At 69.8% G+C, this 23,150-nt stretch carries 21 protein-coding genes; 9 read left to right on the top strand and 12 right to left on the bottom strand.

Translation table 11 applies throughout. The annotated features are described in order from the left end of the window. The 3 genes from Pmi06nite_RS13705 (at position 1) to Pmi06nite_RS13715 (ending at position 5,505) form a co-directional block, all read left to right on the top strand. Entirely contained in the window at positions 1–3,261 is a 3,261-nt protein-coding gene (locus Pmi06nite_RS13705; RefSeq protein ID WP_203953352.1) for a tetratricopeptide repeat protein, read from the top strand. 252 nt (positions 3,262–3,513) lie between these two features. Then, on the top strand, positions 3,514–4,275 hold the full coding sequence (locus Pmi06nite_RS13710; RefSeq protein WP_203953353.1) for a group II truncated hemoglobin: 762 nt from the start codon (positions 3,514–3,516) through the stop codon (positions 4,273–4,275). A 165-nt stretch (positions 4,276–4,440) separates the two neighbouring features. Beyond that, positions 4,441–5,505: a helix-turn-helix domain-containing protein gene (locus Pmi06nite_RS13715; RefSeq protein ID WP_203953354.1), complete on the top strand. Its 1,065-nt coding sequence runs from the start codon at positions 4,441–4,443 to the stop codon at positions 5,503–5,505. Between the two features lie 234 nt (positions 5,506–5,739). On the opposite strand, the gene Pmi06nite_RS13720 is transcribed toward Pmi06nite_RS13715, so the two are convergent. Then, on the bottom strand, positions 5,740–6,645 hold the full coding sequence (locus Pmi06nite_RS13720) for a sensor histidine kinase (RefSeq protein WP_203953355.1): 906 nt from the start codon (positions 6,643–6,645) through the stop codon (positions 5,740–5,742). Positions 6,646–6,938: 293 nt separating this feature from the next. Between Pmi06nite_RS13720 and Pmi06nite_RS13725 the strand changes: the two genes are divergently transcribed. Further along, complete coding sequence (locus Pmi06nite_RS13725) at positions 6,939–7,487, top strand: RNA polymerase sigma factor (RefSeq protein ID WP_239113883.1); 549 nt, start codon at positions 6,939–6,941, stop codon at positions 7,485–7,487. After that, positions 7,487–8,662, top strand: a complete 1,176-nt coding sequence (locus Pmi06nite_RS13730) for a CU044_5270 family protein (RefSeq protein ID WP_203953356.1) — start codon at positions 7,487–7,489, stop codon at positions 8,660–8,662. The genes Pmi06nite_RS13725 and Pmi06nite_RS13730 overlap by 1 nt, the downstream gene beginning before the upstream one ends. A 57-nt stretch (positions 8,663–8,719) precedes the next feature. On the opposite strand, the gene Pmi06nite_RS13735 is transcribed toward Pmi06nite_RS13730, so the two are convergent. Both Pmi06nite_RS13735 and Pmi06nite_RS13740 read right to left on the bottom strand, forming a co-directional pair. Continuing rightward, positions 8,720–9,223: a hypothetical protein gene (locus tag Pmi06nite_RS13735; RefSeq protein ID WP_203953357.1), complete on the bottom strand. Its 504-nt coding sequence runs from the start codon at positions 9,221–9,223 to the stop codon at positions 8,720–8,722. A gap of 21 nt (positions 9,224–9,244) precedes the next feature. Continuing rightward, entirely contained in the window at positions 9,245–10,474 is a 1,230-nt protein-coding gene (locus Pmi06nite_RS13740) for an MFS transporter (protein WP_203953358.1), read from the bottom strand. Between the two features lie 70 nt (positions 10,475–10,544). Between Pmi06nite_RS13740 and Pmi06nite_RS13745 the strand changes: the two genes are divergently transcribed. Next, a complete protein-coding gene (locus tag Pmi06nite_RS13745; RefSeq protein WP_203953359.1) occupies positions 10,545–11,516 on the top strand; it encodes an ArsR/SmtB family transcription factor in 972 nt (323 codons plus the stop codon). A 13-nt stretch (positions 11,517–11,529) separates the two neighbouring features. Here Pmi06nite_RS13745 and Pmi06nite_RS13750 read toward each other — a convergent pair whose 3' ends face one another. Next, the gene (locus tag Pmi06nite_RS13750) at positions 11,530–12,780 is read right to left on the bottom strand and encodes an MFS transporter (protein ID WP_239113884.1); all 1,251 of its coding nucleotides are present in this window, start codon (positions 12,778–12,780) and stop codon (positions 11,530–11,532) included. Positions 12,781–12,929: 149 nt separating this feature from the next. On the opposite strand from Pmi06nite_RS13750, the gene Pmi06nite_RS13755 reads away from it, so the two are divergent. Further along, positions 12,930–13,832: a LysR family transcriptional regulator gene (locus Pmi06nite_RS13755; RefSeq protein WP_203953360.1), complete on the top strand. Its 903-nt coding sequence runs from the start codon at positions 12,930–12,932 to the stop codon at positions 13,830–13,832. Between the two features lie 5 nt (positions 13,833–13,837). Here the strand turns inward: Pmi06nite_RS13755 and Pmi06nite_RS13760 are convergent, their stop codons facing one another. The 4 genes from Pmi06nite_RS13760 to Pmi06nite_RS13775 form a co-directional block, all read right to left on the bottom strand. Next, positions 13,838–15,664, bottom strand: coding sequence for a CocE/NonD family hydrolase (locus Pmi06nite_RS13760; protein ID WP_203953361.1), 1,827 nt, complete (start codon positions 15,662–15,664; stop codon positions 13,838–13,840). Positions 15,665–15,832: 168 nt separating this feature from the next. Next, positions 15,833–16,309, bottom strand: a complete 477-nt coding sequence (locus Pmi06nite_RS13765; RefSeq protein ID WP_239113885.1) for a VOC family protein — start codon at positions 16,307–16,309, stop codon at positions 15,833–15,835. Positions 16,310–16,331: 22 nt separating this feature from the next. Further along, positions 16,332–16,826 carry an SRPBCC family protein gene (locus Pmi06nite_RS13770; protein ID WP_203953362.1) on the bottom strand — a complete coding sequence of 165 codons (495 nt, stop codon included), beginning with the start codon at positions 16,824–16,826 and terminating at the stop codon, positions 16,332–16,334. After that, positions 16,826–17,182, bottom strand: coding sequence for an ArsR/SmtB family transcription factor (locus Pmi06nite_RS13775; protein WP_203953363.1), 357 nt, complete (start codon positions 17,180–17,182; stop codon positions 16,826–16,828). Before Pmi06nite_RS13775 ends, Pmi06nite_RS13770 begins: the two co-directional genes overlap by 1 nt. 240 nt (positions 17,183–17,422) lie before the next feature. Here Pmi06nite_RS13775 and Pmi06nite_RS13780 point away from each other — a divergent pair, with 240 nt between their 5' ends. Further along, positions 17,423–17,941 (top strand): hypothetical protein, encoded by a 519-nt coding sequence (locus Pmi06nite_RS13780; protein WP_203953364.1) that lies wholly within the window; start codon positions 17,423–17,425, stop codon positions 17,939–17,941. Positions 17,942–18,078: 137 nt separating this feature from the next. Here Pmi06nite_RS13780 and Pmi06nite_RS13785 read toward each other — a convergent pair whose 3' ends face one another. After that, entirely contained in the window at positions 18,079–18,921 is an 843-nt protein-coding gene (locus Pmi06nite_RS13785; protein ID WP_203953365.1) for a helix-turn-helix domain-containing protein, read from the bottom strand. Between the two features lie 117 nt (positions 18,922–19,038). On the opposite strand from Pmi06nite_RS13785, the gene Pmi06nite_RS13790 reads away from it, so the two are divergent. After that, the gene (locus Pmi06nite_RS13790) at positions 19,039–19,824 is read left to right on the top strand and encodes an SDR family NAD(P)-dependent oxidoreductase (protein WP_203953366.1); all 786 of its coding nucleotides are present in this window, start codon (positions 19,039–19,041) and stop codon (positions 19,822–19,824) included. 91 nt (positions 19,825–19,915) lie between these two features. On the opposite strand, the gene Pmi06nite_RS13795 is transcribed toward Pmi06nite_RS13790, so the two are convergent. From Pmi06nite_RS13795 to Pmi06nite_RS13805, 3 genes are all read right to left on the bottom strand, one after another. Then, positions 19,916–21,013, bottom strand: coding sequence for a CU044_5270 family protein (locus tag Pmi06nite_RS13795; RefSeq protein ID WP_203953367.1), 1,098 nt, complete (start codon positions 21,011–21,013; stop codon positions 19,916–19,918). After that, complete coding sequence (locus Pmi06nite_RS13800; RefSeq protein WP_239113886.1) at positions 21,010–21,534, bottom strand: RNA polymerase sigma factor; 525 nt, start codon at positions 21,532–21,534, stop codon at positions 21,010–21,012. The genes Pmi06nite_RS13795 and Pmi06nite_RS13800 overlap by 4 nt, the downstream gene beginning before the upstream one ends. Before the next feature lie 273 nt (positions 21,535–21,807). Next, the gene (locus Pmi06nite_RS13805) at positions 21,808–22,977 is read right to left on the bottom strand and encodes a sugar phosphate isomerase/epimerase family protein (RefSeq protein ID WP_203953368.1); all 1,170 of its coding nucleotides are present in this window, start codon (positions 22,975–22,977) and stop codon (positions 21,808–21,810) included. Positions 22,978–23,150: the final 173 nt, after the last annotated feature.

Consider the following 23,150-nt stretch of genomic DNA (forward strand, 5'->3'; position numbering starts at 1 on the left):
GTGACCAACGATCTCGCAGGCGAATCAGTGGCCGAGGCCGTTGAAGCGGGTCATGATCCGATCGAGCGCAATCCCGACTTCCGCCGTGGCGTCGATGCACTCGAGCAGGGACGGCTGCGTCGTGCGGACCGAAGCTTCTCCGCCTTCCTCGAGGCCACGCCGGAGGAGGACTTCGCGGACACGTGCCTGACCGTTGCCGAACTCTTCCACGATCAGGACCATTCGACACGCGCCGTGGAGTGGGTAAGCCGGCTGCTGACCGTACAGCCCGCGCACCCACGGGCGCTGGAAGCGCGGATCGAGTACGCCACCGCGGGGGGACGGGACTTGGAGGCGTTCGCGGCCGCCCGCGACGCGGTCAACCGGTTGCCGGGAGATGCGCACCTCTACCTGTTGCTCGCGGATCGTGCGCTCGAACTGAACCTGCGGGCCGAGGCGTTGGGCGCGGCCGAGGCCGGATTGGAGCTGGATCCATCGGCTGAGGATCTGCGGCGGCGCAAGGTCGAGGCCCTGCTCAGCCTGCGCCGGGTCGGCGAGGCCCGACAGGTGACCCTGAATCTGCCCGCCGCCGAGGTGGCCCAGATCTACGACGACCATGACGAGTTCGACATGGCCCTGGAGATCCTCGAATCCGAACAAGGTGCTGACGCGCTGCGCCTCCGCGTGGCGATCCTCAGGCGAAACGATCGCATGGCCGAGGCTCTCCTCGCGGCTCGCGAAGCCGTCGAACGCGTGCCGGGCGACGTCAGGCTGCAGGTGGCCCTTGCCGAGCTGCTGCTCAGCCACGGCCAGGCAATCGAGGCGCTCCGGCAGGCGGAGCGGGCGATGGCGACGGACCCTGAGGAAGCGAACGCGAGATCGCAGCGAGACAGGGCGCTGCGGGCTCTGGGCCGTGAGGCGGCGTCGGACGACGGTTGGGCGGCATTCCTCCCTCCCGCGTCGGGACTTGGACAGCGCAGCAGGACGGCGCCGCCAGCCGCTGAGGCCGATCGGCGGATCAGCGTCACGACTGCGTTCCCTCTATTGCGGCGCGCGTGGGCGCATTTCAGGCGGCCCCGGCGCATGTACATGCGCAAGCTGGCCATATATGGAGCTCGCAGCCGAATCGGTGAGCTCGTCGCCGCACGCCGGCTGCTCAGAGTCGATCCAGGGAGTGTCCTCGGCCGGGAGACCGAGGTCTCGGCGCTGCTGCGGCTTCGTCTACGCCGTCGCGCGTTCAAGGCCGCACAGCGCGCGGGCAGGCCCGGGCTCCTTCTGGATGTAGCGGATGCATACGCGGAGAAGCGGAGGGAGCGAGCGGCGCTGCGCGTGCTCGGACGGCTCCCCAGACTTGATCCTGAGCCGCCCGACCTGACGGAGCGGCGAGCGGATCTCCTTTACAGACTCGGACGGTACGGCGAGGCGGCGATCCTCCTCGCTGAGTTCGCGCAGCGCCGTCCAGACGATCCGGACGTGCTCCTGGCCGCGGCGTCGGTGGCCTCGCGCTGGGACCGCGATGATCTCGCCGCCCGATATGCCAAGACGGCCACGGAACTGGCTCCCCGCCATGCGACCGGGCACAGCAGTCACATCAGCTACTTGCGCTGGGCGGGCCTGCGGGAGGAGGCGGCGTTGGCCGCACGGCAGGCGGTCACGGCGGTGCCGAACGACCCGGAGCTGTGGTGCCTGCTGGTCGAGTTGGTCCCGGGGACGGACGCGATGGCGGTCGTGGACGAGGGGCTCAGTCGCTTCGACGCTCAACGGCACGCCGAGATCCTGATCCGTATGGCCGACATGGACCTCCCGAACGAAGTGGCCTATGTCTGCCTCCAACGTGCCCATGAGCGCGTGCCCGGCGACGTCGGGGCCGTCACTCGTCTGGCGGCCCATCTTGGCAACCTCGGTGGTTACCGGGAGGCCATCAGACTGCTCGACGCGCATCCCTCACTTCAGGCCACCGATGCTCTGGCCGGGATCCATAGGCAGATGGGACTGTTCACGCTCGCGCGTGATGCGCGAGAACTCTCCGATCTCTCGCGGGACGCCGCTTCGAGGCCGCCGTCCGGTCCGGTGCGGCGTGCTCGGCGGGCGTTCGAGATGAGCGTTCTGACCTCATGGGAGTTCTGGGCGAGAGACGCGAGCCGGCTGGATTCCTTGAGCAGGCCGCATGGTCTGCGAACAGTGGAAGCCCGTGGAGGGTACGAATCGTTTCTGCTCACGTTGGTGCGGCAGGGGAAGCAGGAGGATCTCGCCCACACAGCCATACGAGTGATCGCCGCCGTCCTGGGCGCGCTCCTCGCGTGGCTCGTCGTCAGGAGGGGAGCCTCCCTGGCGGGCCCATGGACGTGGACGAGTGAGACGGTCGTCGCCTCGATCGCGGCCCCGCTCGGTCTGGCCCTGCATCTGCCGATCAGAGCGATCCGGAACCGGTGGTACATGATTCGCACGATCACACGGGCGCTCGGCGAGATGGGAGGCATCCTGGCGCTGGCGGCCGTGCTCCTGTACTTGGACGCGGGTCCTGTGGTCGCCATGATCGGCTTTACGCTGCTCAGCACAGAGATCGTCCTGGTCGCGCGCTCCGCGGGAGCGTCGACGGCCACGCTTGTGGCGAACCTGCGTACCAGCCTGACCAGGCGCCGCAACGCGCGATGGGCCATCGTGGGCGAGCTCCTCCAGGCCGTGGACTACATCGACGGACCGGGTGGTGAGGTACGACCGGAGCATCGGGTCTCCTGCGCCACGAGAATCGAGCGGGCGGCGCAACTGGTCGAGCGGGATCTGCCGCGCGAGATGCCCGGGGGCGACCCGATCACCACCGAGCGGATGACTGCACTGGCGCGGGACGCGGCGCACGCCCTGCGTGTCATGAAAAGCCGGGTGCTTGCGGGCCGGGGCGCCGTGAGCCATGTCATGGCGGAGCTCAATCAGGCCGCCGGGGCGATCGCCGCAGGCGAGTACGGAAGGCTGCGTCGTATCTCGCGGCCGCCGGAGCCCATGCGACGGCGGGGGTGGCAGGCGTACGTGTTGCCGGTGTCGCGAGCGGTGGCCGTCATGGGGCTTCCGATTCTGCTCGTCGTGGCGTTGCACCCGATCATGGGTTTGGCCGGCGACGCCTATCGGACGGCGGTCTGGGTGAGCGTCGCGTGGGCGGGTCTCTACCTGCTCCTCGCCCTCGATCCGGCTCTGCGGGAGAAGATAGAGACGGCTCGCGGACTGCTGAGCGCCTCGTCGGGCCCGCCCAAGCCCGAGCAGAAATCCGAGCCGAGGAACGATCCGTGAGCCTGCGCTCCTGAACGTCGGTGATGGTCAGGCGGCATCCGGCCGAATGATGCCCGTGTGATCGATCTCATTTCTCGCCCGAGGTTGATCATTTGAGTATCCGTTCCGCCCCGGTCTTTATGGAGGGACTACGCGGCTGTCGCTACGGTGCCGAACGCCACACACCCCGAGGTCTGAGTAGTTTGCTTACTTGATTACTCTTCTACAGAGGCCTTCGGCTGACAAAAGCGTTCCCCGACGAGGTGACAGTTCGTGATCGTCCAGTACGTCCGCTATCGCGTCCCATCCGAGCTGAGCGACGATTTCGTGGAGGCCTACCAGCGGGCGGCCGCCTGCCTCTCGCGTGCCCCGGAATGTGTGGACTACGAGCTCTCCCGCAGCACGGCGGAGCCGAGCTCCTACATCCTGCGCATCACCTGGACATCGGCGAAGGACCAGCTCGAGGGCTTCCGGAACAGCGACCTCTACCAGGAGTTCTCCTCCGCGACCGCCCCGTTCGCCGACGACGTCGAAGAGGCGAGCCTCTATCAGCGGACCGCCGTGCGCGGCGCCGGAGGTTCGATCCCGTCGTTGTACGACTGGGTGGGCGGCACGGAGGCGCTGGAACGGCTCATGGAGAGGTTCTACGACCTTGTCGCGTCCGATGACCTGATCGGGCCCCTGTTCAAGGGGATGGACCCCGGCCATCCGCGCTATGTCGCGATGTGGCTGGCCGAGGTCTTCGGCGGTCCGGCCAGGTACACGACCGAGCGGGGCGGTTACCACCACATGTTGACGATGCACCTGGGCAAGGCCATCACCGAGCCGATGCGGCGCCGCTGGGTGAGCCTGCTGATGGACGCCGCCGACCAGGTCGCGATCCCCGGCGACCCCGAATTCCGCGCCGCTTTCGCCGGCTACATCGAGTGGGGCACCCGGCTCGCGTTCAGCAACTCCCAGCCGGGAGCCGATCCCGTTCAGCAGGCGCCCGTCCCGCACTGGGGCTGGGGCGTCGCCCCGCCGTACAACGGCTGAGGCGGCCGGTTCTCCAGCGATCCGAGGGGCCGGGGTGCAGTCTGTTCAAGGGTCGGCCATGGATTCGCCAATTGTTGGGCATGCCCGCTACCTGCGAAAGTTCGTCAGAAGGTAGACAGAGGGGATAAGACGGGTCAACAAGGGCGGCGTTGGATCGGGGGGATCATGGCGCGTGCTCACAACGCGTGGGAGATCTTCCAATCCGGGGGGGAACCCACCGGTGTCCACGGGGAGATCGTCAAGTCCTGGCGACGATCCCAGTACAGCGGGGTGAACCCCGAACGGCTCGATGTCGGTCACATCGAGGTCGACTCGGGCTCCGCGTTCGTGCGGACCGCCGCCCCCGTGTTGTCGAAGCTCGGCGACGTCCTCGCGGGCAGTTCGACCTGCCTGGCACTGGCCGACACGAGCGGCAACCTGAGCTGGCGCTGGGTCTCCGAGCGATCACTGAGCCGTGCGCTCGATCAGTACCAGTTCGAAGAGGGAGCGCGCTTCGGCGAGGAGCACGTCGGAACCAACGCGATCGGGGTCTCCCTCGAAAGCGGCCGCCCGGCGATGATCGTCGGCAGGGAGCACTACAAACAACCGCTGCACCCCTGGGCGTGCGCCGCGGCCCCGATCGTCCATCCGATAACCGGCCGGGTCGTCGGCGCCGTCGACGTGACCTGCAAAGCGGCCGATGCGAACCACCTTCTGCGGATGGCGGTGCAACTCCTGGCGGAGGAGGTCAGATCGGCGCTGTACGCGGCCTCCACCGCCAAGCAGCGCCGCCTGCTCGACGTCTTCCTCAACTACCGGGCGTCGACGGCCAGTCCGGTCATCACGCTTTACGATCACATCATGATCGCCGATGAGACGGCGACGACGCTCAACCTGGACCAGAGTCGCCTGTGGGCGGCGGTCAGGGAGGCCGGGCCGACGGCGACGACGATCCGTCTCAGCGGGACGGTGACCGCCCGCATGTTCCCTCTGACGCCGGGAACCCTGGCCGACGGGGTGGTGCTCCTTCTGGCCGGAGTCTCTCCCATCGGCCGGCGTGCCGACGGCGTCCTTCCCGGGCTGTCCGCCGACCCGCAGCCGGTGGGGCTCACCCCGATCGAGCGTGCCGAGGCCGAGATCATCTCGAACGTCCTCACCGAGTGCGCGGGCAACAAGTCCGCCGCCGCCACCAAGCTGGGCATCTCCAGAGGCACGCTCTATCAGAAGCTCCGGCGCTACCGGCTGACGTAGGTCCGCCGGCGGGGCCGGGCTGAAAGGTCCACCGGCCGGGCTGGTAGGTCCATGGCCGGGCTGGTAGGTCCACGGCCGAACCGCCCTGGTCGTCTGCCGGCGTTTGACCGCCGCGAGGCCCCGCCGTACGCACTCCCGGCGAACCTGCCCTGTTCAATTGCTCTCGCCGTACGCGAGAGATCGTCCGCCGGTACGGCCATGCCGGCGTTCACCGTCGTGGCCGTACCGGCGAACCTAGACAGCCTCCGCTGACCTGGTCACCTGGAAGGATCGTGTGCTCGCCGACGCGACCGGACCTGGTGGACAACAGGCGGTCACGATGACGAGGGAATCCTGTGGACCCCAGGGGCCGGTCACCGACTTCTGCCTCAGACGCTCCCACAACCTGACGGGTCGGTCGGGAGGGTCGGCCAGAGGAAGCCGAAACACAAAGGACGCGCCGCCACCGGCGGCATCCGCCACGCGGAGGGTGCCTTCGTGAGCATGTGCGATGTCGCGGGCGATCGCCAGGCCGAGGCCGGTGCCCCCGCAGTCGCGGCTGCGGGCGGTGTCGAGCCGGCTGAACCGCCTGAAGATCCTTTCCCGGTCCGGTGCGGCGATTCCAGGTCCGTCGTCGATGACGTGGAGTTCGGCGCAGTCGCCGTCGCGGCGGACCCGGATCTCGACCATGGTCCTCGCGTGCCGGTGGGCGTTGTCGAGCAGGTTGGCGAGCAACCGGTCGAGCTGGCTCGGGACGGCCTGGACCACCACTCCGCGCTCGAGCCGGAGCCGCACCTCGTGGCCGCTCGCCCTCCGGGAGACCTCGGCCCGGACCGTCTCGGCCAGGTCGATCTTCTCTCGCTCGGCCGGCGTCGTGCCCGCCGCCACCCGCGTGAGCAGGAGCAGGTCGGTCGTGATCGCCTCGAGTCGGTCGACGTCGTGCAACAGGGCGGCGAGGAGATCGGGGAGCTCGGTCTCGTCCTGGTGCAGCAGCGCCTCCTCCAACTGGACTCTCAGTGCGGCCAGAGGCGTACGCAACTCGTGTGAGACGTCCGCGGCGAACTGGAGTTGCTGGGCGAGTATCCATTGCGTGCGTTCGTCGCCATGCTGATCGCAGTTGACCGGCGCCCGAGCGGCGAGGTCGCCAAACTGCGTCGTCATGCTGGATCCTCCTCCGTCGGCCACCAGGCAGTCGCCCGCCGAGGGTCCCGAGCGGCGTCGTCGACGCCGGCCGGTCTCGCCGGGCCGGGGGGTGTCGCCCCGGTACTTGGAGATCCTGCGTCCTCACGGAAGTGGGCCGCAACACATTGTTCAGGAATTGAACACGGCTCATCGAGCCTTGACGCGCAGGTCACAACCATGATCGCCCCACCCTGCCGGATTCGGGGGTCATACCGGTCGCATATTCCTTGTCGAGGGCGGTAATCGGGGCCCGCCGGGAGGGAGTACTGGGTGTGAACGATCCCCAAGAACGCTTCACCGACCTCTACGACCGGCACTATCGCAGCGTGCTCGGCTACGCGCTGCTGCGCGCCGGGCGCGAGACGGCGGAGGACGTGTCGAGCGAGACGTTCCTGGTCGCCTGGCGCCGCCTGGACGAGCTCCCCGACCCGCCGCTGCCGTGGCTGCTCGGGGTGGCCCGCAACCTGCTCGCCAAGCAGCGTGACGTACGGCACCGCGGCCAGGCCCTGATCGACCGGATCGCGGTGCTCACCACGGCCGCGGACCAGACGAGCTGGGACGTCGCCGAGCACGTGCTGGACCGGCAGAGCGCGCTTGCCGCGCTGGCCTCGCTCCGCAAGAACGATCTCGAGGCGATCACGCTCGCCACCTGGCACGGCCTCACGCCCGACCAGGCCGCCGCCGTCATGGGCTGCTCGGCCCGCACCTACAACGTGCGCCTCCACCGTGCCCGCACGCGCCTGTCCAAGGCGATGCGGGCGGAGACGCGAGTCGCGCCGCCGTACCGGGCCGCCGCACGCCCGTCCTTGGAGGAGATCTGATGCCTGACCCGTCCAGAGACCCCCATCGGGAGCACGACATGACCGACCGCATGGTCACCCGGCTCAGGCCGGCGCAGTTGGACGATCTGACCGACGACGCCTATCGGCGGCGCCGGTCCGCGGATCTGGCCAGCGCGTTCGAGACCCCCCGACCCCCCCTGCAGACCCGAAGGATCACCTTGTCACAGCGCCGCCCCCTCTTCCTGATCGCCGGCACCGCCGTCGCCGGACTCGCCGCCGCGGCGATCATCGTCCCCGGCATGGTCTCCGGGGACGCCGTCTCCGGAAACGGCCGGTCCACGACGCCCGTCGCCGCGGCTCCGAGTCCTTCGGCGACCCGGTTGGACGCCCACTCGATCCTGCTGGCGGCCGCGGCGACCGCGGCACGCGAGCCGACCACGACCGGTCGCTACTGGTACACCCTCGAACGGGAGACCTCACGGGTCGACCGGATCGTGACCAAGTCGGGATCGGGCAAGAGCCCGAAGGTGCGGATGCTGCCGTTCACCGCCTCCGTCTCCACCTCGCAGGAGTCCTGGTCGGCGCGGAGCCCCAAGGACCGCAGCCGGACGATCACCGGCATCGATTTCGCGACGGCCTTCGACTCGCCTGCCGACGAGGCCAAGTGGAAGGAGTTGGGCGCGCCCCCGCTCACCCTCCACACCGGCGGCTCGACCAAGCCCAGGGTCAACAACTACGACATGGCGCTCAACTTCATGATCGGCCAGCAGCAGCTGAGCATGGCCGAGCTCGCGAAGCTGCCCACCACTAAGGACGGGCTGGAGAAGGAGCTGAAGCACAGGTACCAGGCCGACGTGAACGACCCGAAGTACCCCCTCAAGGGCAGTTTCCTGCAGTACGTCTGGTCGACGGCGCAGGACCTGCTGGCAGGGCCGGTCACACCGGGGACCCGGGCGGCTCTCTACCGCGTCCTCGCCGACCAGCCCGGCCTCACCGTGGCCGGAGAAGTGAAGGACCCGTTCGGCCGCTCCGGCATGGCGATCGAGATGACCGTCAAGGGGAACCCCGAGAGGGAGTCATTCCGGCTGATCGTCGATCCGGACACCGGACGGCTGCTGGCCTACCAGGCAGCCTTCGGCGAAGGATCGAAGCCTCTCCTGACGATGGCCTACAAGTCGATGGGCTGGACGAACAGCCTCGGCGCCCGCCCCTGACCGCGGCCGCGTAGGGAATCCGTACGGCAGGGGCGAACGGGGGCTCCTGCCGTACGGTCAGTCCGACCGGGTGTGCACCGAGCTCCAGTTCAGGTGCCAGGTCACGCCGTCGTCGTAGGAGAAGCGCTGCTCCCATCGCGCGCCTTGGGGGCCGAAGTCGTCCCAGTCCCATTTCACCCGCACCTCGTCGCCGTTGATGATCTCGACGGCGAAGAACTCGCCGTGCGTTCCGCTGAAGCGTCCTTCCATGGGGTTGTCGTCGAGCAGCCCCGGTTGCCGGGGGGAGATCCACCAGATCCGCCAGTTCCCGGTTCGCGGGTCGAACAGCCGCAGCGTCATGGCGTCGAGCGGTTCGCCGGAGGGCGGCATGGCCGGCGCCGAGAAGGGTTCGACGTTGCCCAGCCCGCCGAGAACGGGCTCGCAGCGCAGGGTCGAGTCGAACTCGACCCAGGTCGTGCAGTCGCGATCGAGCACGTCGGCCAGCTTGCGGTTGCGCGTTCTCCAGTGGCCGTGGAAGAAGTCGAAGTCATGGCGGCCGTCTGAGTGTGTGTTCTCCGTCACACCGTGAACGCTAGGCCGGGTTCACTGACACCCTGTGTCAGTGGATCCGGCGGGAACGGGGACGGGCGCGGGAGCGGCCGTTCGGCGGGCGATCATCGGGGCCAGGGCTCCGACTCCGAGAGCGGAGCCGATGCCTGCGAAGGCGCTGAACCACCAGATCACGGCGGGACCGGCGGTCGCGTAGACGGTGGTGCCCACACCCAGGGTGATGAATCGGGCGATGCCCCAGGTCCACTGGTAGCTGCCCTGGTAACGGCCGCGAGCGTCGGCGGGGGCGAGGCTCGCGACGATCGCGCCGGGGATGCCGCCGACCATCGCCTCGCCGATCGACCAGAGGACGACGGTCCCGCCGTATGACCAGGTGTCGTGCGCCACTCCGGTCAGAGCGATGCCGGTCGAGGCGAGCGCACTGGCGCACACATAGACAGGGATCTGCGGGAACCGGGCCAAGAAGTTCGTGGCGATCGGTTGCAGCACCACCACCAGGGCGGCGTTGAGCGTGGCCATCAGGCCGAGTGTGGTGGGGGGCAGGCCGTGGTCACGGATCGCCAGGGGCAGGCAGACCTCGGTGAGCGAATAGATCGCCAGTCCGATGCCGAGCAGCGGGAGCAACACCCGCATCAGCGGATCCCGGAACACGACTCCGTAGCCCGTCCCGCTGCCGGAGCCGGCGGTCCGCACGGCGCCGGTCTTCGCGCCGGGCAGCAGCGCGACGACGATGAGTGCGAACGCCAGTGAGGTCGCCGCGTCCAGCGTGAACAGCAGCCAGTAGCCGTGCGTCGCGAGGAACCCGCCGAGCATTCCGGCCACGGCGGTGCCGATGTTGATCGCCCAATGAAGCAATGAGAAGGCGGTGCGTTGCCGCTCGGCCGGCACGGTGTCCGCCAGCAGCGCGCCCGAGGCCGGGCTGACCATCGAACCCGCCGCGCTGAGGAGCGCCGCCGCGAGTGCCAGCGTGACCACGTTCGGCGCGGCGAACAACAGGCCCTGTGCGAGAGCCGTTCCGATCAGTCCCGTCAGCATCGTGGGACGCCGGCCCACCCGGTCGGCGAGCAGGCCGCCGACCACCGGGCCGATCAGGTTGCCCGCGCCCAGCGCACCCAGGACGTACGGGGTCTGCGTGGTGGGGATGCCGCGCGACCCGAGGTAGAACACGAGGAAGGGCGTGACCACGTAACCGAGCCGGTTGACCACGGTGCCGGCGAAGACGACCCAGGCGGTACGAGGCAGCCCGCTGAAGGTGGAGAGCATGTCGGAGATCTTGCGTCCGCCGTACACTCATGACCATTGATTAAGTCCAGATCGAATCTGTGGAGCCGTGATGTTCTCCGAGCTGGTCTTCTCGGCCGACGATCTGGCCCTGACCCGGTTCGCGGTCTCGCCGATGTGGCAGGTCGTCACCAGCTTCCGGTTGCTGGCATCGGGCGCGGCGAATCCCGTACACCGTCCCTGGATCGATCAGGTTCGGCCGCGAGTGGCCGCGGCCAGGCTGGACTCAGGCTCCCTGGCCGAATTGATCCCGGCTACCGCCTATCTCCCCGACTTCCTCACTCCGTCACCTGGGGAACCGACCCCCACCCTCGACACCGAACTCGCCGTCATCCGCGCCACCCCGGCCGATCAGGTTCTGGCGGATCTCGACATGCTCGGTTGTACCGGTCCCCACTGCCAGGCTCTGCGCGCTGACCCGGAAGCCCGGCTGGCCCGCGTCACGGAGGAGATCGAGCTCTACTGGGAGCTGGCGCTCGCCCCCTACTGGGCGAAGATCCGTGTGGTTCTGGACGCGGACGTCTTCCACCGTGCCCGGCAGGTGGCCGAGCACGGCGCGGGCCACTTCTTCAACGACCTGCATTCCACGGTGAGCTGGGACGACAACACCCTCCGGATGGTCCGCAAGCATTGCGGGATCTCCCGGGAGACGACCGGGCCGGGGTTGCTGCTGATCCCCTCCGCCTTCGCCGGGGGCATGCTCACCTGGTCGCGCCCGCCGGAGCCGCCCCAGTTCGCCTACCCCGCCCGCGGCACCGGCACCTTGTGGGAGCATCGCCCGATTCCGCGCATCGACGCGATCGCCGGTGTCCTCGGCCGCTCCCGGTCCGTCATCCTGGCCGAGTTGGAAGCCCCGGCCTCCACGACCGAACTCGCCCGCCGTACCGGCATCTCCCCAGCTGGGGTCTCCCAGCACTTGAGCGCGCTCCGTGACGCGGGTCTTGTCAGCGCCCACCGTGCGGGCCGCTCGGTCCTCTACGCCCGTACGACCATCGCGGAGTCCCTCCTCGCCGCGACGGCCTGAATCGCTCGAGGCGTCAGCGGGCGGCGCGGACGGCGGTGACGACGGCGGCGACGGCGCCGAGGGAGAGGGCGACGGCGAAGCCGATCATCGTGGGTTCGACGGCCGCGTGCTGGATGACGAGGCTGAAGGCGATCGACGGCAGTCCCATGCCGAGGTAGGCGATGACGAAGAAGGTCGCGAGCACGCCCGCTCGGGAGGCGGGGACGGCCGAGAGGGCGCTCTGGGTGATGGCGCCCTTGAAGAGGAGGCCGGCTCCGGCGCCCGCCAGGGCGGCCGCGACGAGGAACAGCCAGAGCGCGGGGTGGTAGAGCGAGAGCGCCGTGAGCGCCAGGCCTGCGGGGAAGAGCAGGGTGCCCGTGATGAGCAGGCGGTGCAGGGGGAGCCTGCCCAGCGCGAGTTGGGCGACGGCGGACGCGGCGAAGACGGTGAAGGGAGCGAGGCCGATCACGAACTGGGAGGTGATGCCCAGCTGGCCGCGGACGATGATCGCGCCGAGGGAGGAGAACAGGCCCATCACGGCGAAGGCGAAGAAGCCGACCCCCGCCGCGCCGCCGAACGCGGTGCGACGGCCGGGAAGCAGGGCGAACCTGCCCGGCCGGTCCTGAGCCTTGAGCTCGGTGTCGACGGTCTCGGGGGTGACGAGCACCAGCCCGAGCAGGACGGCCATGAGAGCGGCGAACAGGATGTAGGAGGTGGTCAGCGGAGCGGGGGCCCACTCGGCGAGAACGCCCGCGACAAGGGGCCCGAGGGCCAGCCCGCCGAGATTGGCGGCGGTCGCGACGAGCCCGGGAACGGGGGAGCCGGCTCGCTCGGGGCGGGCCTGGTGATAGAGGTCGCTGATGTAGGCCGTGGCGGTGGAGGCCATGAGCCCGACGGCGACGCCGGTGAGCAGCCGCCCGGCGATCAGGCCGGGAAGCGCGGGCCAGGCCGCCAGGACGACGGCGGACACGATGCCGACCAGCAGCGCGGGCACGATCACCCGGCGGCGCCCGAGCCGGTCGGACAGATGCCCGAGGGCGAGGAACCCGCCGGCGGCGCCCACGACCATGACGGCGAAGGCGACGGTGACCGTGGTCGCACCGAAATGGTCGCGGTCCTGGTAGAGGGGCCACAACGGAGTCGGTACGGTGCCGAAGGCCATCAGGGAGGTGAACGCGGCCGCCACCGCCCAGAACCCGGAGGTGTGCGAGACACGCATGCGCCCGCCGGGTGCCTCACGAGCGGGCGAGGGGGCGTGGCGGGGGACCCGCGCGGTGGTGCTCATCTGTCGCCTTTCAGGCCTGAATTCCATGGTCGCCCGGCCGGGACGATCCGGCGGGCCGCATCGGGACAACGAGCTCCGTGCGAGAGCTCTTACCAGCTCTGCCGTACCTGGCGGAGATGAGTTCCATCTCCTGTTGAGATACTCGGCCGATGGAGCTCCGTCACCTGCGCCACTTCGTCGCCCTCGCCGAGGAGCGCAGCTTCACTCGCGCCGCCGCGCGCGAGCTGATCGTGCAGTCCGGTCTGTCGTCCTCCGTCCGAGCTCTGGAGAAGGAGGTCGGCGCGTTGTTGTTCATCCGGGGGACCCGTCCGGTCCGGCTGACGGCCGAGGGGGAGGCGCTGCTTCCCGCCGCCCGTCACACGCTGGACGCGGCGGCGGCCGCCCACCAGGCCGTCCAGGAGGTCCACGGAGTGCTCTCCGGGCGACTGCGCATCGGCGCCCTGCAGACGATCGGGCACACGCTGCCCTTCGCCACGTGGCTCGCGGAGTTCTCGCGGGCCCACCCCCGTGTCGACATCGCCGTACGGCAGTTGCCCGCCCTGCAGATGCTCGCGATGGTCACGGCCGGTGAACTCGACTGCGCGCTCGTCACCGTGGTGCCCGACCACACGGAGGGCCTCGACGTCGTGCCTCTCGTCGCGGAGCCCCTCGTGGTGGCCTGCGCCCCCGATCACCCGCTCGCGTCGGCCGAGGTCCTCACGCTCGACCGGCTGGACGGCGAGCAGTTCGTGGAGACCCATCCCGAGTGGGCGATCCGGGTGCTGATCGACTCGGCCTTCCGGGACGCCGGTCTGACCCGCCGCATCGTGTGCGAGGTCAACGAATGGACGATGGTGCTCGATCTCGTCGCGGCGGGTGTGGGCATCGCGCTCGTGCCCCAGGGGCTGGACTTCTCCCTCCACCCGCGGCCCACCGGTTCGCTCCGGCTCGTCCCTCTCACGGGCGTCCGCCTGGAGCGCCGCGTCGACCTCGTCCTGCCCAAGGGGCACGCGGCCAGCCCCGCCGCCCGCCGATTCCTGGATCACGTACGGCATGCGGGTGCTCCGGCCTGAGCCGTTCAGCGCCGGCCGTCGGGGAAGGGCCCGCGCCGGGTGGCGGCGGGGCTCGGGGCCGTACGGGGAATGAAGGGCAGCAGCAGGTAGGACGGCCGGTCTGGCCCGGAGACGAGTGTGGTCGTGCCGCCGTAGACGTCGGCCGGACGGTCGCCGGGATCGGTGTGGAGGAACATGCCGTGCCCCCTCATCGCGACGCCGTAGGAGCCGGGCCACGGGCCGTCGCCGGGGAACTCGAAGTCCCGGCCCTGGACGGTGACCGCGAGCCGGTGGCCGGGCGGCACGACCACCGAGGTCGGCCAGATCTCGATGTCCAGCGGTACGGTCTCGCCCGGCGTCAGCGGCTCCGCGTGGTCGTGGGGGTGCCACGGCCGGTACGGCAGGCTGCGCTCGGGATCGACGGCGCGGTGTGAGGCCCGGAGCCAGCCCATGCCGACGACGCCGGCCGGGTCCAGCGCGCTGACGAAGGTGACGTCCCCGCCGTCCGGGTCGAGCACGCGCAGCGTGAGGAAGAGGTCCGTGTCGGCGGTCGTGGAGGAGATGAAGAGCCGGGCGGCCGCAGGCCCGGTGATCTCGACCTCGTCGGCGAAGGGCTCGGTGACGAAGGTCAGGCCGTCGCCGAGCGCCTCGAAGTCCGCGCTCGTGTCATCGGCCGTGTCATCGGCCGTGTCGCCGGCCGTGTCGCCGGACGGGGGCCGCTCGGTCAGCGCGCCGCTCCGCGTGTCCAGGTAGAGCCGGGTCCACTGGGTCCGGGCGAGCGGCCACTCCTGCTCCGGCCGCAGTTCGAAACTTCCGTCAACGTGGCGGACGTTGAGCTCCACCGGTGGTTGCCGGTCCCAGCCGGTCTCCTCGCCCTTCAGGAAGTGCCCGAAGAACCGCTTCTGCAGCGCCAGTCCGTGGCCGGTGTAGAACTCGGTGACGTGCCCGAGCCCGTGGACCTCCAGCCACTTGTGGTCGGAGGCGGCGCGGGTGTAACCCTCGAACCCGCCACGAGTGTGCAGGTGGTGGGCCCAGTTGGTGGCCGACAACACCGGCACGGTGATCTTCTCCAGTTCCGCCGAGCGTTGCCGGTAGTACTCGTCGTCGTGGGGGTGGGACCGGAGTTCGGCGGCCACGTCGGCGCGTCCGGCGGCCAGTTCCTCGTCCGGCAGGGTCTCGGGTCCGGCGACGGGCTCTCCCGTGTTCGGGTTCACCGGCCCGCGTGCGCCGACGCCGTGCTGCACCGACGTCACCTGGGCCGGATACCAGACGGAGGAGAAGATGTTGAGGAGACCGCCGTGGTGGGTGAACTCCCGGTAGTAGTCGCTCGCCCCCTCCCACGGGCAGATGGCCGCGAGGTGCGGCGGCCGCAGTGCGGCGACCTGCCACTGGTTCACCGCGTAGTACGAGATCCCCAGCAGGCCGACTCTGCCGTTGCTCCACGGCCGGGTGCCCGCCCATTCGACGCACTCGTAGTAGTCGCGGGTCTCGCGCGGGGAGAAGATGTCGAGGCGGCCGGGGGAGCGTCCGGCGCCGCGCGAGTCGACGCGGACACAGACGTAGCTGTCAGGCACCCACCTCTCGGGGTCCGCGGTCTCCCAGTTCTGATACCTGTTGGACGATCCGGACAGAACCTCGGGGTGATCGGCCGTAAGAGGCTTCCACATGTGCGGGAAGCCTTCCTGGAACGCCAACCCTTTGGCGTACGGTCCATGACTCATGATCACGGGATACCGTCCGTCCTCGACGGGACGGAACACATCAGCCCGGAGGATCACCCCGTCGTCCATCCGGATCGGCACGTCCCAGTCCACGCGCATGCCGTCGCGGACCTCGCTCCTGTACTGGACCATGGTCTTCGTCTTTCGATGAGCCGGTGCGCCCGGAGGCGGCGGCGAGGATTTCGCCGCACATGGATGCCAACGAGCGCGGTACGGTCCCACCTACCAGCTTTGCCGGACCGGAAACAGATGCATTCCATCTCTCATGCAGATGGGCGGCTCTATCGTCCGACGCGCGGCTCAGGTCCGCCAGGGCATGTGCTGGAGGGTCCAGGTGTTGCCGTCCGGGTCGGCGAAGGCGGCGTAGAAGACACCGCCCAGGTCCTCGACCGGCCCCACGTCCGCGCCGCGCTCGACGAACGTCGCCCGGGCCTGTTCGATGTCGCTCACCACCAGGTGCAGGCCGCGCAGTGTCCCGACGGGCATGTCGAGCGACGGGACTCCCTCGCTCAGGACGATCGAGCAGGCCGATCCCGGCGGGGTGAGCTGGACGATCCGCACCCCGTCCGCCGGTCGCACGTCCACGTCCGGGTGGAAACCGAGCGCCACATAGAAGGCCTTGGCCCGGTCGATGTCCTCGACGGGCACCGGGACGAGTTCGAGCAGGAACATCCCGGGGCGTACGGGCGGCATGGTGGGGTCGGCCGGGATGTCGGCGACGTCGGCCGGAATCTCGGTATGCGTGGGACGCAGGTCGACGGGCTGGGAGTCGGTCATCGGTGATCGCCCTTCAGGGTCGTCAGGGTCGTTTCAGGGTCGTTTCGCTGAGCACCTCGGCGAGCCGGTCGTAGGCCTCGCCCGCGCCGCGTTTCATGGGGGTACGGAGCACGCTGTCGCGGATCTCCCGCGAGGAGTAGCGCACGGTGGTGTTCATCGTGGTCCGGCCGTGCAACTCGTCGAAGACGGTGGTGACGAGCGCCTCACCCTCTTCCCAGCCGGCGTGCAGTTCGGTCTGCACCAGCCGGTACGGCGGTTCGACCTCGTGGTACACCCCGCTGAGGCCCATCTCGGCGCCGTCCGGCCCACGGGACACGAAGCGCCACGCGCCGCCCGGACGCAGGTCGATCTCGCAGACGACGAGATGCCAGCCGCGCGCCCCGTGCCACCGCCGGAGCAGTTCCGGCCGGGTGAACGCGTCGAACACGAGCGGGCGGGACGCGGCGAACGTCCTGGTCAGAACCAGTTCGGTGTCGGACGGTGTCGTCACGGACAGGCCCTGCTCCGGCCGTGACATCACAGGGCCTCCCGCTCGCCGGCGCCGGACCTGCCGGCCTCGAGTTCGCCCAGCAGGTCGTCGAGCCGCTGGTAGCTCTCCTCCCAGTAGGAGCGGTAGTCCGCCAGCCAGTCCATCGCGGTCTTGAGCCGGGTGGCCTCCAGCCGGCACGGCCTCCGCTGTGCGTCGCGGCCCCGGGAGATCAAGCCGGCGCGCTCCAGCACGCGCAGGTGTTTGGAAACGCCCGGCTGGCTCATCGCGAACGGTGCGGCCAACTCCATCACCGTGGCCTCGCCCTGCGCCAGCCGGGCCAGGATCGCCCGCCTGGTCGGGTCGGCCAGTGCGGCGAACGTCGCGTCGAGAATGTCGGGAGCCACGCTGATTACCTTCCAGTTCTATAACTAGATGGTTTTATACGTGCGTGGTTCCGTCCCTGTCAAGGGCCGTCCCGCCCACCGCCCGCGCCCGTATCGGGATGAGGGGATGCTGGCTCGGGCGGCGACTTGCACAAAGTTCAAGACAACTCTTGCACTTAGTTCAAGGACGGGTCTACGCTCCACTTGAACATAGTGCAAGTGGATGGGGCGCCGGAGGGCGCCGATGAAAGGAGACCTCCCGTGAACGTTTTCGTCGCCGTCATGCAGCTGCTGGTCGCCGCGGCCTTCCTGAGCATCCCGATCGGCCGCCACCGTTACGGAGCCGCCGCGACGGCGAGCGCGGAGGCGGAGCTGGAGCGTCAGGGCGTGCGGCCCACCGTCCTGGCCGAGAACGGGATGAGGTTCGACGCCGGAGGCCATGAGACGGCGGTCCCGGTGACGGTCGCCGCGGTCATGGCGGCGCTCGCCGGGCTCAACCTGTACGGCGGCGACCTGGCCCGACCCTTGACCTGGGTCTTCCAGACGATCGTGATCCTCGGCAACTGCCTGATCCTGTACAGCAACCTCACCGCCGCGAAGTCCGTGCAGGCCGCCTTCCGGCGCAAGGGCGACCCGATGCTGGCCCGCGTCGACGTCCGCGCCCTCCTCAAGGCGGCCGAGGACGGCTTCCCCGCCTGGACGTGGATCCTGCAGAACGTCCGCCACGTGGTGGTGTTCGGCGCTTCGATCCTCGCCCTGGCAGTGCCGTTCGCCGTCTGACCTCCCAGACCGCCGCTCCGTGGAGGTGCACCATGCCGCTCGCCGACACGCCACGGCATCCGGCTCAAGGAACAGGCCTGGGAGCCCGGGCCGGTCTGTGGCCGTGTTCGGCCCGCGGTGGCGAGTGTCGGCCTGGGTCAGAGCTGATGCGCGGTGTTCCAACTGGCCAGGATCGGCAGGACGCGGGCGGTGGGGGAGTCGGGCTCGGCCGTGTAGACGACGAGCCGCTGGTCCGGTTCGTGCGGCGCGCAGACGATCTCGATGGCGAAGGAGAGCGGGCCGGCGGCGGGGTGCTGGACGCGCTTGGTCACCGACGCGTAGTCGCGGACGGCGTGGTCGTCCCACCACCGGGCGACGTCGCCGTCGGTCGCGCGCAACTCGTCCATGAGCGCCACGAGGCGGTTGTCGTACGGGCGGCGGGCGATCTCCCGGCGCATCGTCGCGACCGTGGCCGAGGCGAAGTCCGCCCAGTTCACGATCCGCTCGCGGGCGACCGGGTCCTGGAACATGAAGCGGACGAACGACGTCCCCGGCTCCAGCGGACGGCCCAGCACCTCCACCAGCAGGGCGTTGCGGGCCAGTACCTCACCGCGATGACCGAGCAGCAGCACCGGGACGTGGTCGAGCGTGTGCATCAGCCTGAGCAGCCCGGGATCGGGACGCTGGACCATGTGCGGGGTCGCGGCGCGGCGCCGCGCGGTGGGCGCGGCGAGGTCGTGGAGATGCGCGTGCTCGACCTCGTCCAGGCGCAGCGCCCGGGCCAACGCGTCGAGCACCTCGGCGGAGATGTTGGCCTGGCGTCCCTGTTCGAGCCGGCTGTAGTAATCCGGACTCAGGCCGGCCAGCACGGCCAGCTCCTCCCGCCGCAGCCCCGGCACCCGCCGGGCCCCGGGGAAGGCTGCGACGCCCGCCTGGGAGGGGGTGAGGCGGTCCCGGCGGGAGCGTAGGAACGCCCCGAGCGCGGCGCGGTCGCGTGGCATTTCCCCAGGATAGGTGGCCTGCCGGCGTCCTGGCTGGTCCTGCCGTGCCCAGGTTGATCCTGCCCTGGCCCGGTACCCGGGGGCCGCCCTAGAAAGGGGCCCATGACTTCCCTTCACATGAGTGACAGCACAGCCGGCGTCCCCGCCTCCCGGCTGGCCGGCCGCACCGCCGTGATCACCGGCTCGACCAGCGGGATCGGCGCGGCGATCGCCCGCGTACTGGCCGGAGAGGGCGCACACGTCGTCGTCAGCGGCAGGCAGGCGACCCGCGGGGAGCGGGTCGTCAGGGAGATCAGGCAGGCCGGCGGGCGTGCCGACTTCGTCGCGGCGGACCTGGGAGCCGGATACGAGCAGCTGCGGGCCTTCGCCGCACAGGCCACGGACGTGCTCGGCGGACGCGTCGACATCCTGGTCAACAACGCCGGCATCTACCCGGCGACGCTGACCGAGGACCTGCCGGACGCGGACCTCGACGCCATGCTCGCGGTCAACGTCCGCGCCCCCCACGTCCTGGTCGCCGCGATGGCGCCGGCCATGGCCGAGCGGGGCAGCGGCGCCATCGTCACCATCGGCTCCTGGATGGCCCGGGTCGGTAGCCCCTTCGCGGCGATGTACACCGCGACCAAGGCGGCTGACGAGCAGCTCACCCGCAGCTGGGCTGCGGAGTACGGGCCGCGTGGCGTCCGGGTTAACACCGTCGCGCCCGGGGCGACCCTCACGCCGGGCAACGAGGCGGGCCGCGCACAGCTTGACGCGATGACCGCCGCCACCCCGGCGGGCGTCGTCGTCCGGCCGGACGACATCGCCAACGGCGTTCTGTATGTCGTCAGTGACGACGCGGCCATGGTCCATGGCATCACGCTCTATGTAGACGGCGGGATCTCCGCCACTCGCCTGTCCTGACCCTCGGCCGGCGAACATCCAGGCCTCGGCCGCGTACGGCGAGAGCCGCCCACAGGTGAAGACCTCGTGAGCGGCTCTCGATTGTGCACGCCTACTTCGACGGGGGCGCGTCGTCGCTCCAGGCGGCCCCGGTGATGAGGGTGTAGCTCATGAGCTTGTCGCGAGCGCCGAGGTGCCAGGACTCTTCGGCGAGCGCGTGCCCGGTCCGCGGGTCGATGATCAGCCGGGTCTGGGCGCGGGCGCCCGCGTCGCCGCGCCGGGTGTACGCCACGGCCACGCCCTTACGGCCGTGCTGGTCGGTGACCGTACCCAGACTGGTGATCCCGTCGAGTCCGGCGATCAGCTTGTAGGCCGCCGCACGCACCTCCGGCGTCACCGGTAGTTCGAGCACGAGCGCGTCGGCGCTGTTGAACAGGTAGTCGTTCCTGCCTTCGAGGCCGCCGGTGTCCTTGTGCTTCCTCACCAAGTAGGCCTTCAGGGCCGCCGGGTCGTCCGGGAGGGCGGACAACGCGGCCGGGGAGATCGGCTGTCCGCCCAGAAGGTAGTCCCTGGGGCCCATGCCACCTGGAGTCCTGAGCCGGCGGGGCCCGCCCGCTGCCGCGATGACGATCGGTTTCATGCCCTTCGGCGCCGGCTCGGTCCACTGGGCCGGCGACCCGTCCCGCTTCCATGCCTCCTTGTCGGCCGCGGTGGCCGGCGCGGCGCCGAGGCTCTGGTAGAACTCCCAGCTCTTGTCCTTCGGGCTGGACGCCATCCACCTCTCTGCGGTCATCCTGAGGACGATGTCGTACGGCCCGGCCTTCGGCCCGACCTGGCGGGTCTCCCCGTGCTCGGTTGTGGTGGTCCAGTAACGACCGGTGGCGGCCTCGCCCACGGCGACCTGCTCGGCGGCGACCAGCAGGAACTGCTGCGCCGTTGCGGGCTTGTCCGCCGGGGCGGTCCGCTGCGAGAGGGTGGGCCGAGGTGTCGGGGCGGCCGGGTTCTGGGCGACCGTCACGGCCACGGCGGCGGCCGCCGCCACTGTGGGCACGAGTCCGGCGGCCAGCACCAGCCGGCGCGTGTTCGTCTTACGGGTGGGAGCTTCCTGCGGGAAGGCGGTGATCGTGGTCAGGTCGATCGACAGGCCGCGGTCGAGCTGCGCCGGCCGGGCCTCGGACAACAACTGCACCACGTCGCGATGCCGGCTCATCGGCTGAACTCCTTCAGATCGAATGTGGACGGTGCTTCTCCCATGGCCTCTTCCAGCCGTTTTCGAGCGCGGTGCAGCCGGACGAAGAACGTGGCGACCGAGCAGCCGACCACGTGCGCGGCCTCCCGGTTGGACAGGCCCTGCCATGCCACCAGCGTCAGCAGTTCGCGGTCGCTTTCGCTCAACCTGGCCAGAGCGGCGAGGACGGCTGACCGTTCGGCCACTCCGTCGGCCACATCCGCGTCCGCCTCGTCGACCCAGGCGCGCAACTCGGCCGCCAAGGACGCCTGCCGTATCTCGGCCCGATATCGCCCGTGCACCACGTTCCGGGCCGTCACGAGCAGCCACGGCAACGGTGTCTCGGGGACCGCGGACAGTCGCCGCCACGCGACGAGGAAGGTTTCGCTGACCACGTCGTCAGCGAGCTGCCGGCCCGCCCGGCTCACCGCGTACGCGTACACCTGCTCGTGGTGTGCCGCGTACATCTCGGTGAACCGGGCGCCCGCATCTGGTTCTGTCACTGGCTCTACTCCTTCGTCCGGGGAAGGTGTCACCAGGTAATGCGCGTCGGGTGTCCGTTCTTACCTCAGGCCGGGGGCCTGACGACGCTGTACGCCCGTCGCCGCTCGCCGTACACACCACGAGGGCGCCCGTGCCCGTCGCCGGACCCGGACGCCCTCGGTCGTCGTGCGTCACGGATTCACAGGTCGCGGACCTGTGTGATCAGTGCCGTCGCGTCCCGGACGGGCGCGTCAGGCGCCGCCGTGCCGGTCACGCGGTACGGAGAGTCGGTTTCAGTGTCTGGGGGCGCGCAGCGCGGCCATGTTGTCGTAGCTCACCTCGGAGAACTCGAGCGACTGGTTCGGGTTGGCCGTGCCTCCGGGCGCGTTGTCCTGCTCGTACATCGGGTTGTGGTAGCCCTTCGCCCCCATCTGGGAGAAGAACGTGGCGTAGTCGATGTCGCCGGTTCCGAACGGCACCATGTCGTAGCCGTTGCCGGTCGCCGGGTTGGACTTGCCGTCCTTGGCGTGGAAGAGGGGGAACCGCTTGGTCTGCTTCTGCACCACGCGGAGCGGGTTGAAGACGTTGGTCCGCGTCGAGCCGTCCGGCGCGGTGAAGGTGCGGTATTTGTACTGGGCCACGTGCGCCCAGAAGATGTCCATCTCCAGCCAGACGTGCCTGGGGTCGGTGATCTTCAGGAAGTACTCCAGCCGCCGGATGCCCGACGAGCGGGTCGGCCGGCCCTGGTCGTCCAGTGGGCCCGTGTCGAGGAGGAAGCTGTAGGCGACGTCGTGGTTGTGGGTGTACAGCTTGAGCCCGGCCGCCGAGGCGATCCTGCCGAGCGCGTTCCACTTGTCGGCCGCCACGTCCCAGTCGGCCTTGTAGGCGCTGCCGGTGGGGTCGTTGCCGGTGCCCACGTGCCCGAAGCCGAGGATGTTGGCGATCTCCAGGTGCTGCTTGAACCGGTCGAGGTCGGGCTGGGTGAACGGCCAGGAGCCGGGGATGAAGCCGTGGTTGCCCTCGGCCTCGAGACCGTTGTCGTCGAGCCACCGGCGCAGCAGGCGGGCGCCCTCGACGGTCTCCAGGTTGGCGCCGCCCTCGCTGTTCGCGTGCTGGCCGTAGCCGGCGAACTCCACCTGTCTGTAGCCGATCCGGGAAAGTTCCTCGAGCACCGGGCGGAAACCGGACGGCAGGGTGGTCGACAGAGGGTCCCGCGAGATCGCGTCGCGGACGGTGTAGAGGATGATGCCGCGCTTGCTCGGCGCCACCAGTGCGCCCTTGTGGCCGTGGTCATGACCGTGGCCATGTCCGGAGGCGGCTTGGGCCGCCGACGCGAGCGGACCGACGCCCGCCACGGTCGCCGCCGCTGTGAGTCCTGTGGTGGCTGCGAGGAATTGACGCCGGTTGAGGCCTAACCTGCGGTGCAACGCACCGGACTGGAACTCTTCTTCGTGTGCAGTCATCGTCTTTCGACTCCATTGGGTGGACGAATCTCTTGATCCCCCGATGACTCGGCCGAGCCGCCACTGCTCCTTTCCGGCGTCGGACCGGGCTCGTGCAGCGGCCGTTCCGACGGCCGCCGCAGCCGGCTCGCCGTTGGACTCACACCGCTCTGACTGGTCCTGTGTGAAGATCT

Origin of the sequence: Planotetraspora mira (assembly GCF_016863275.1) — a bacterium.
In the GTDB taxonomy this organism is placed as follows: domain Bacteria; phylum Actinomycetota; class Actinomycetes; order Streptosporangiales; family Streptosporangiaceae; genus Planotetraspora; species Planotetraspora mira.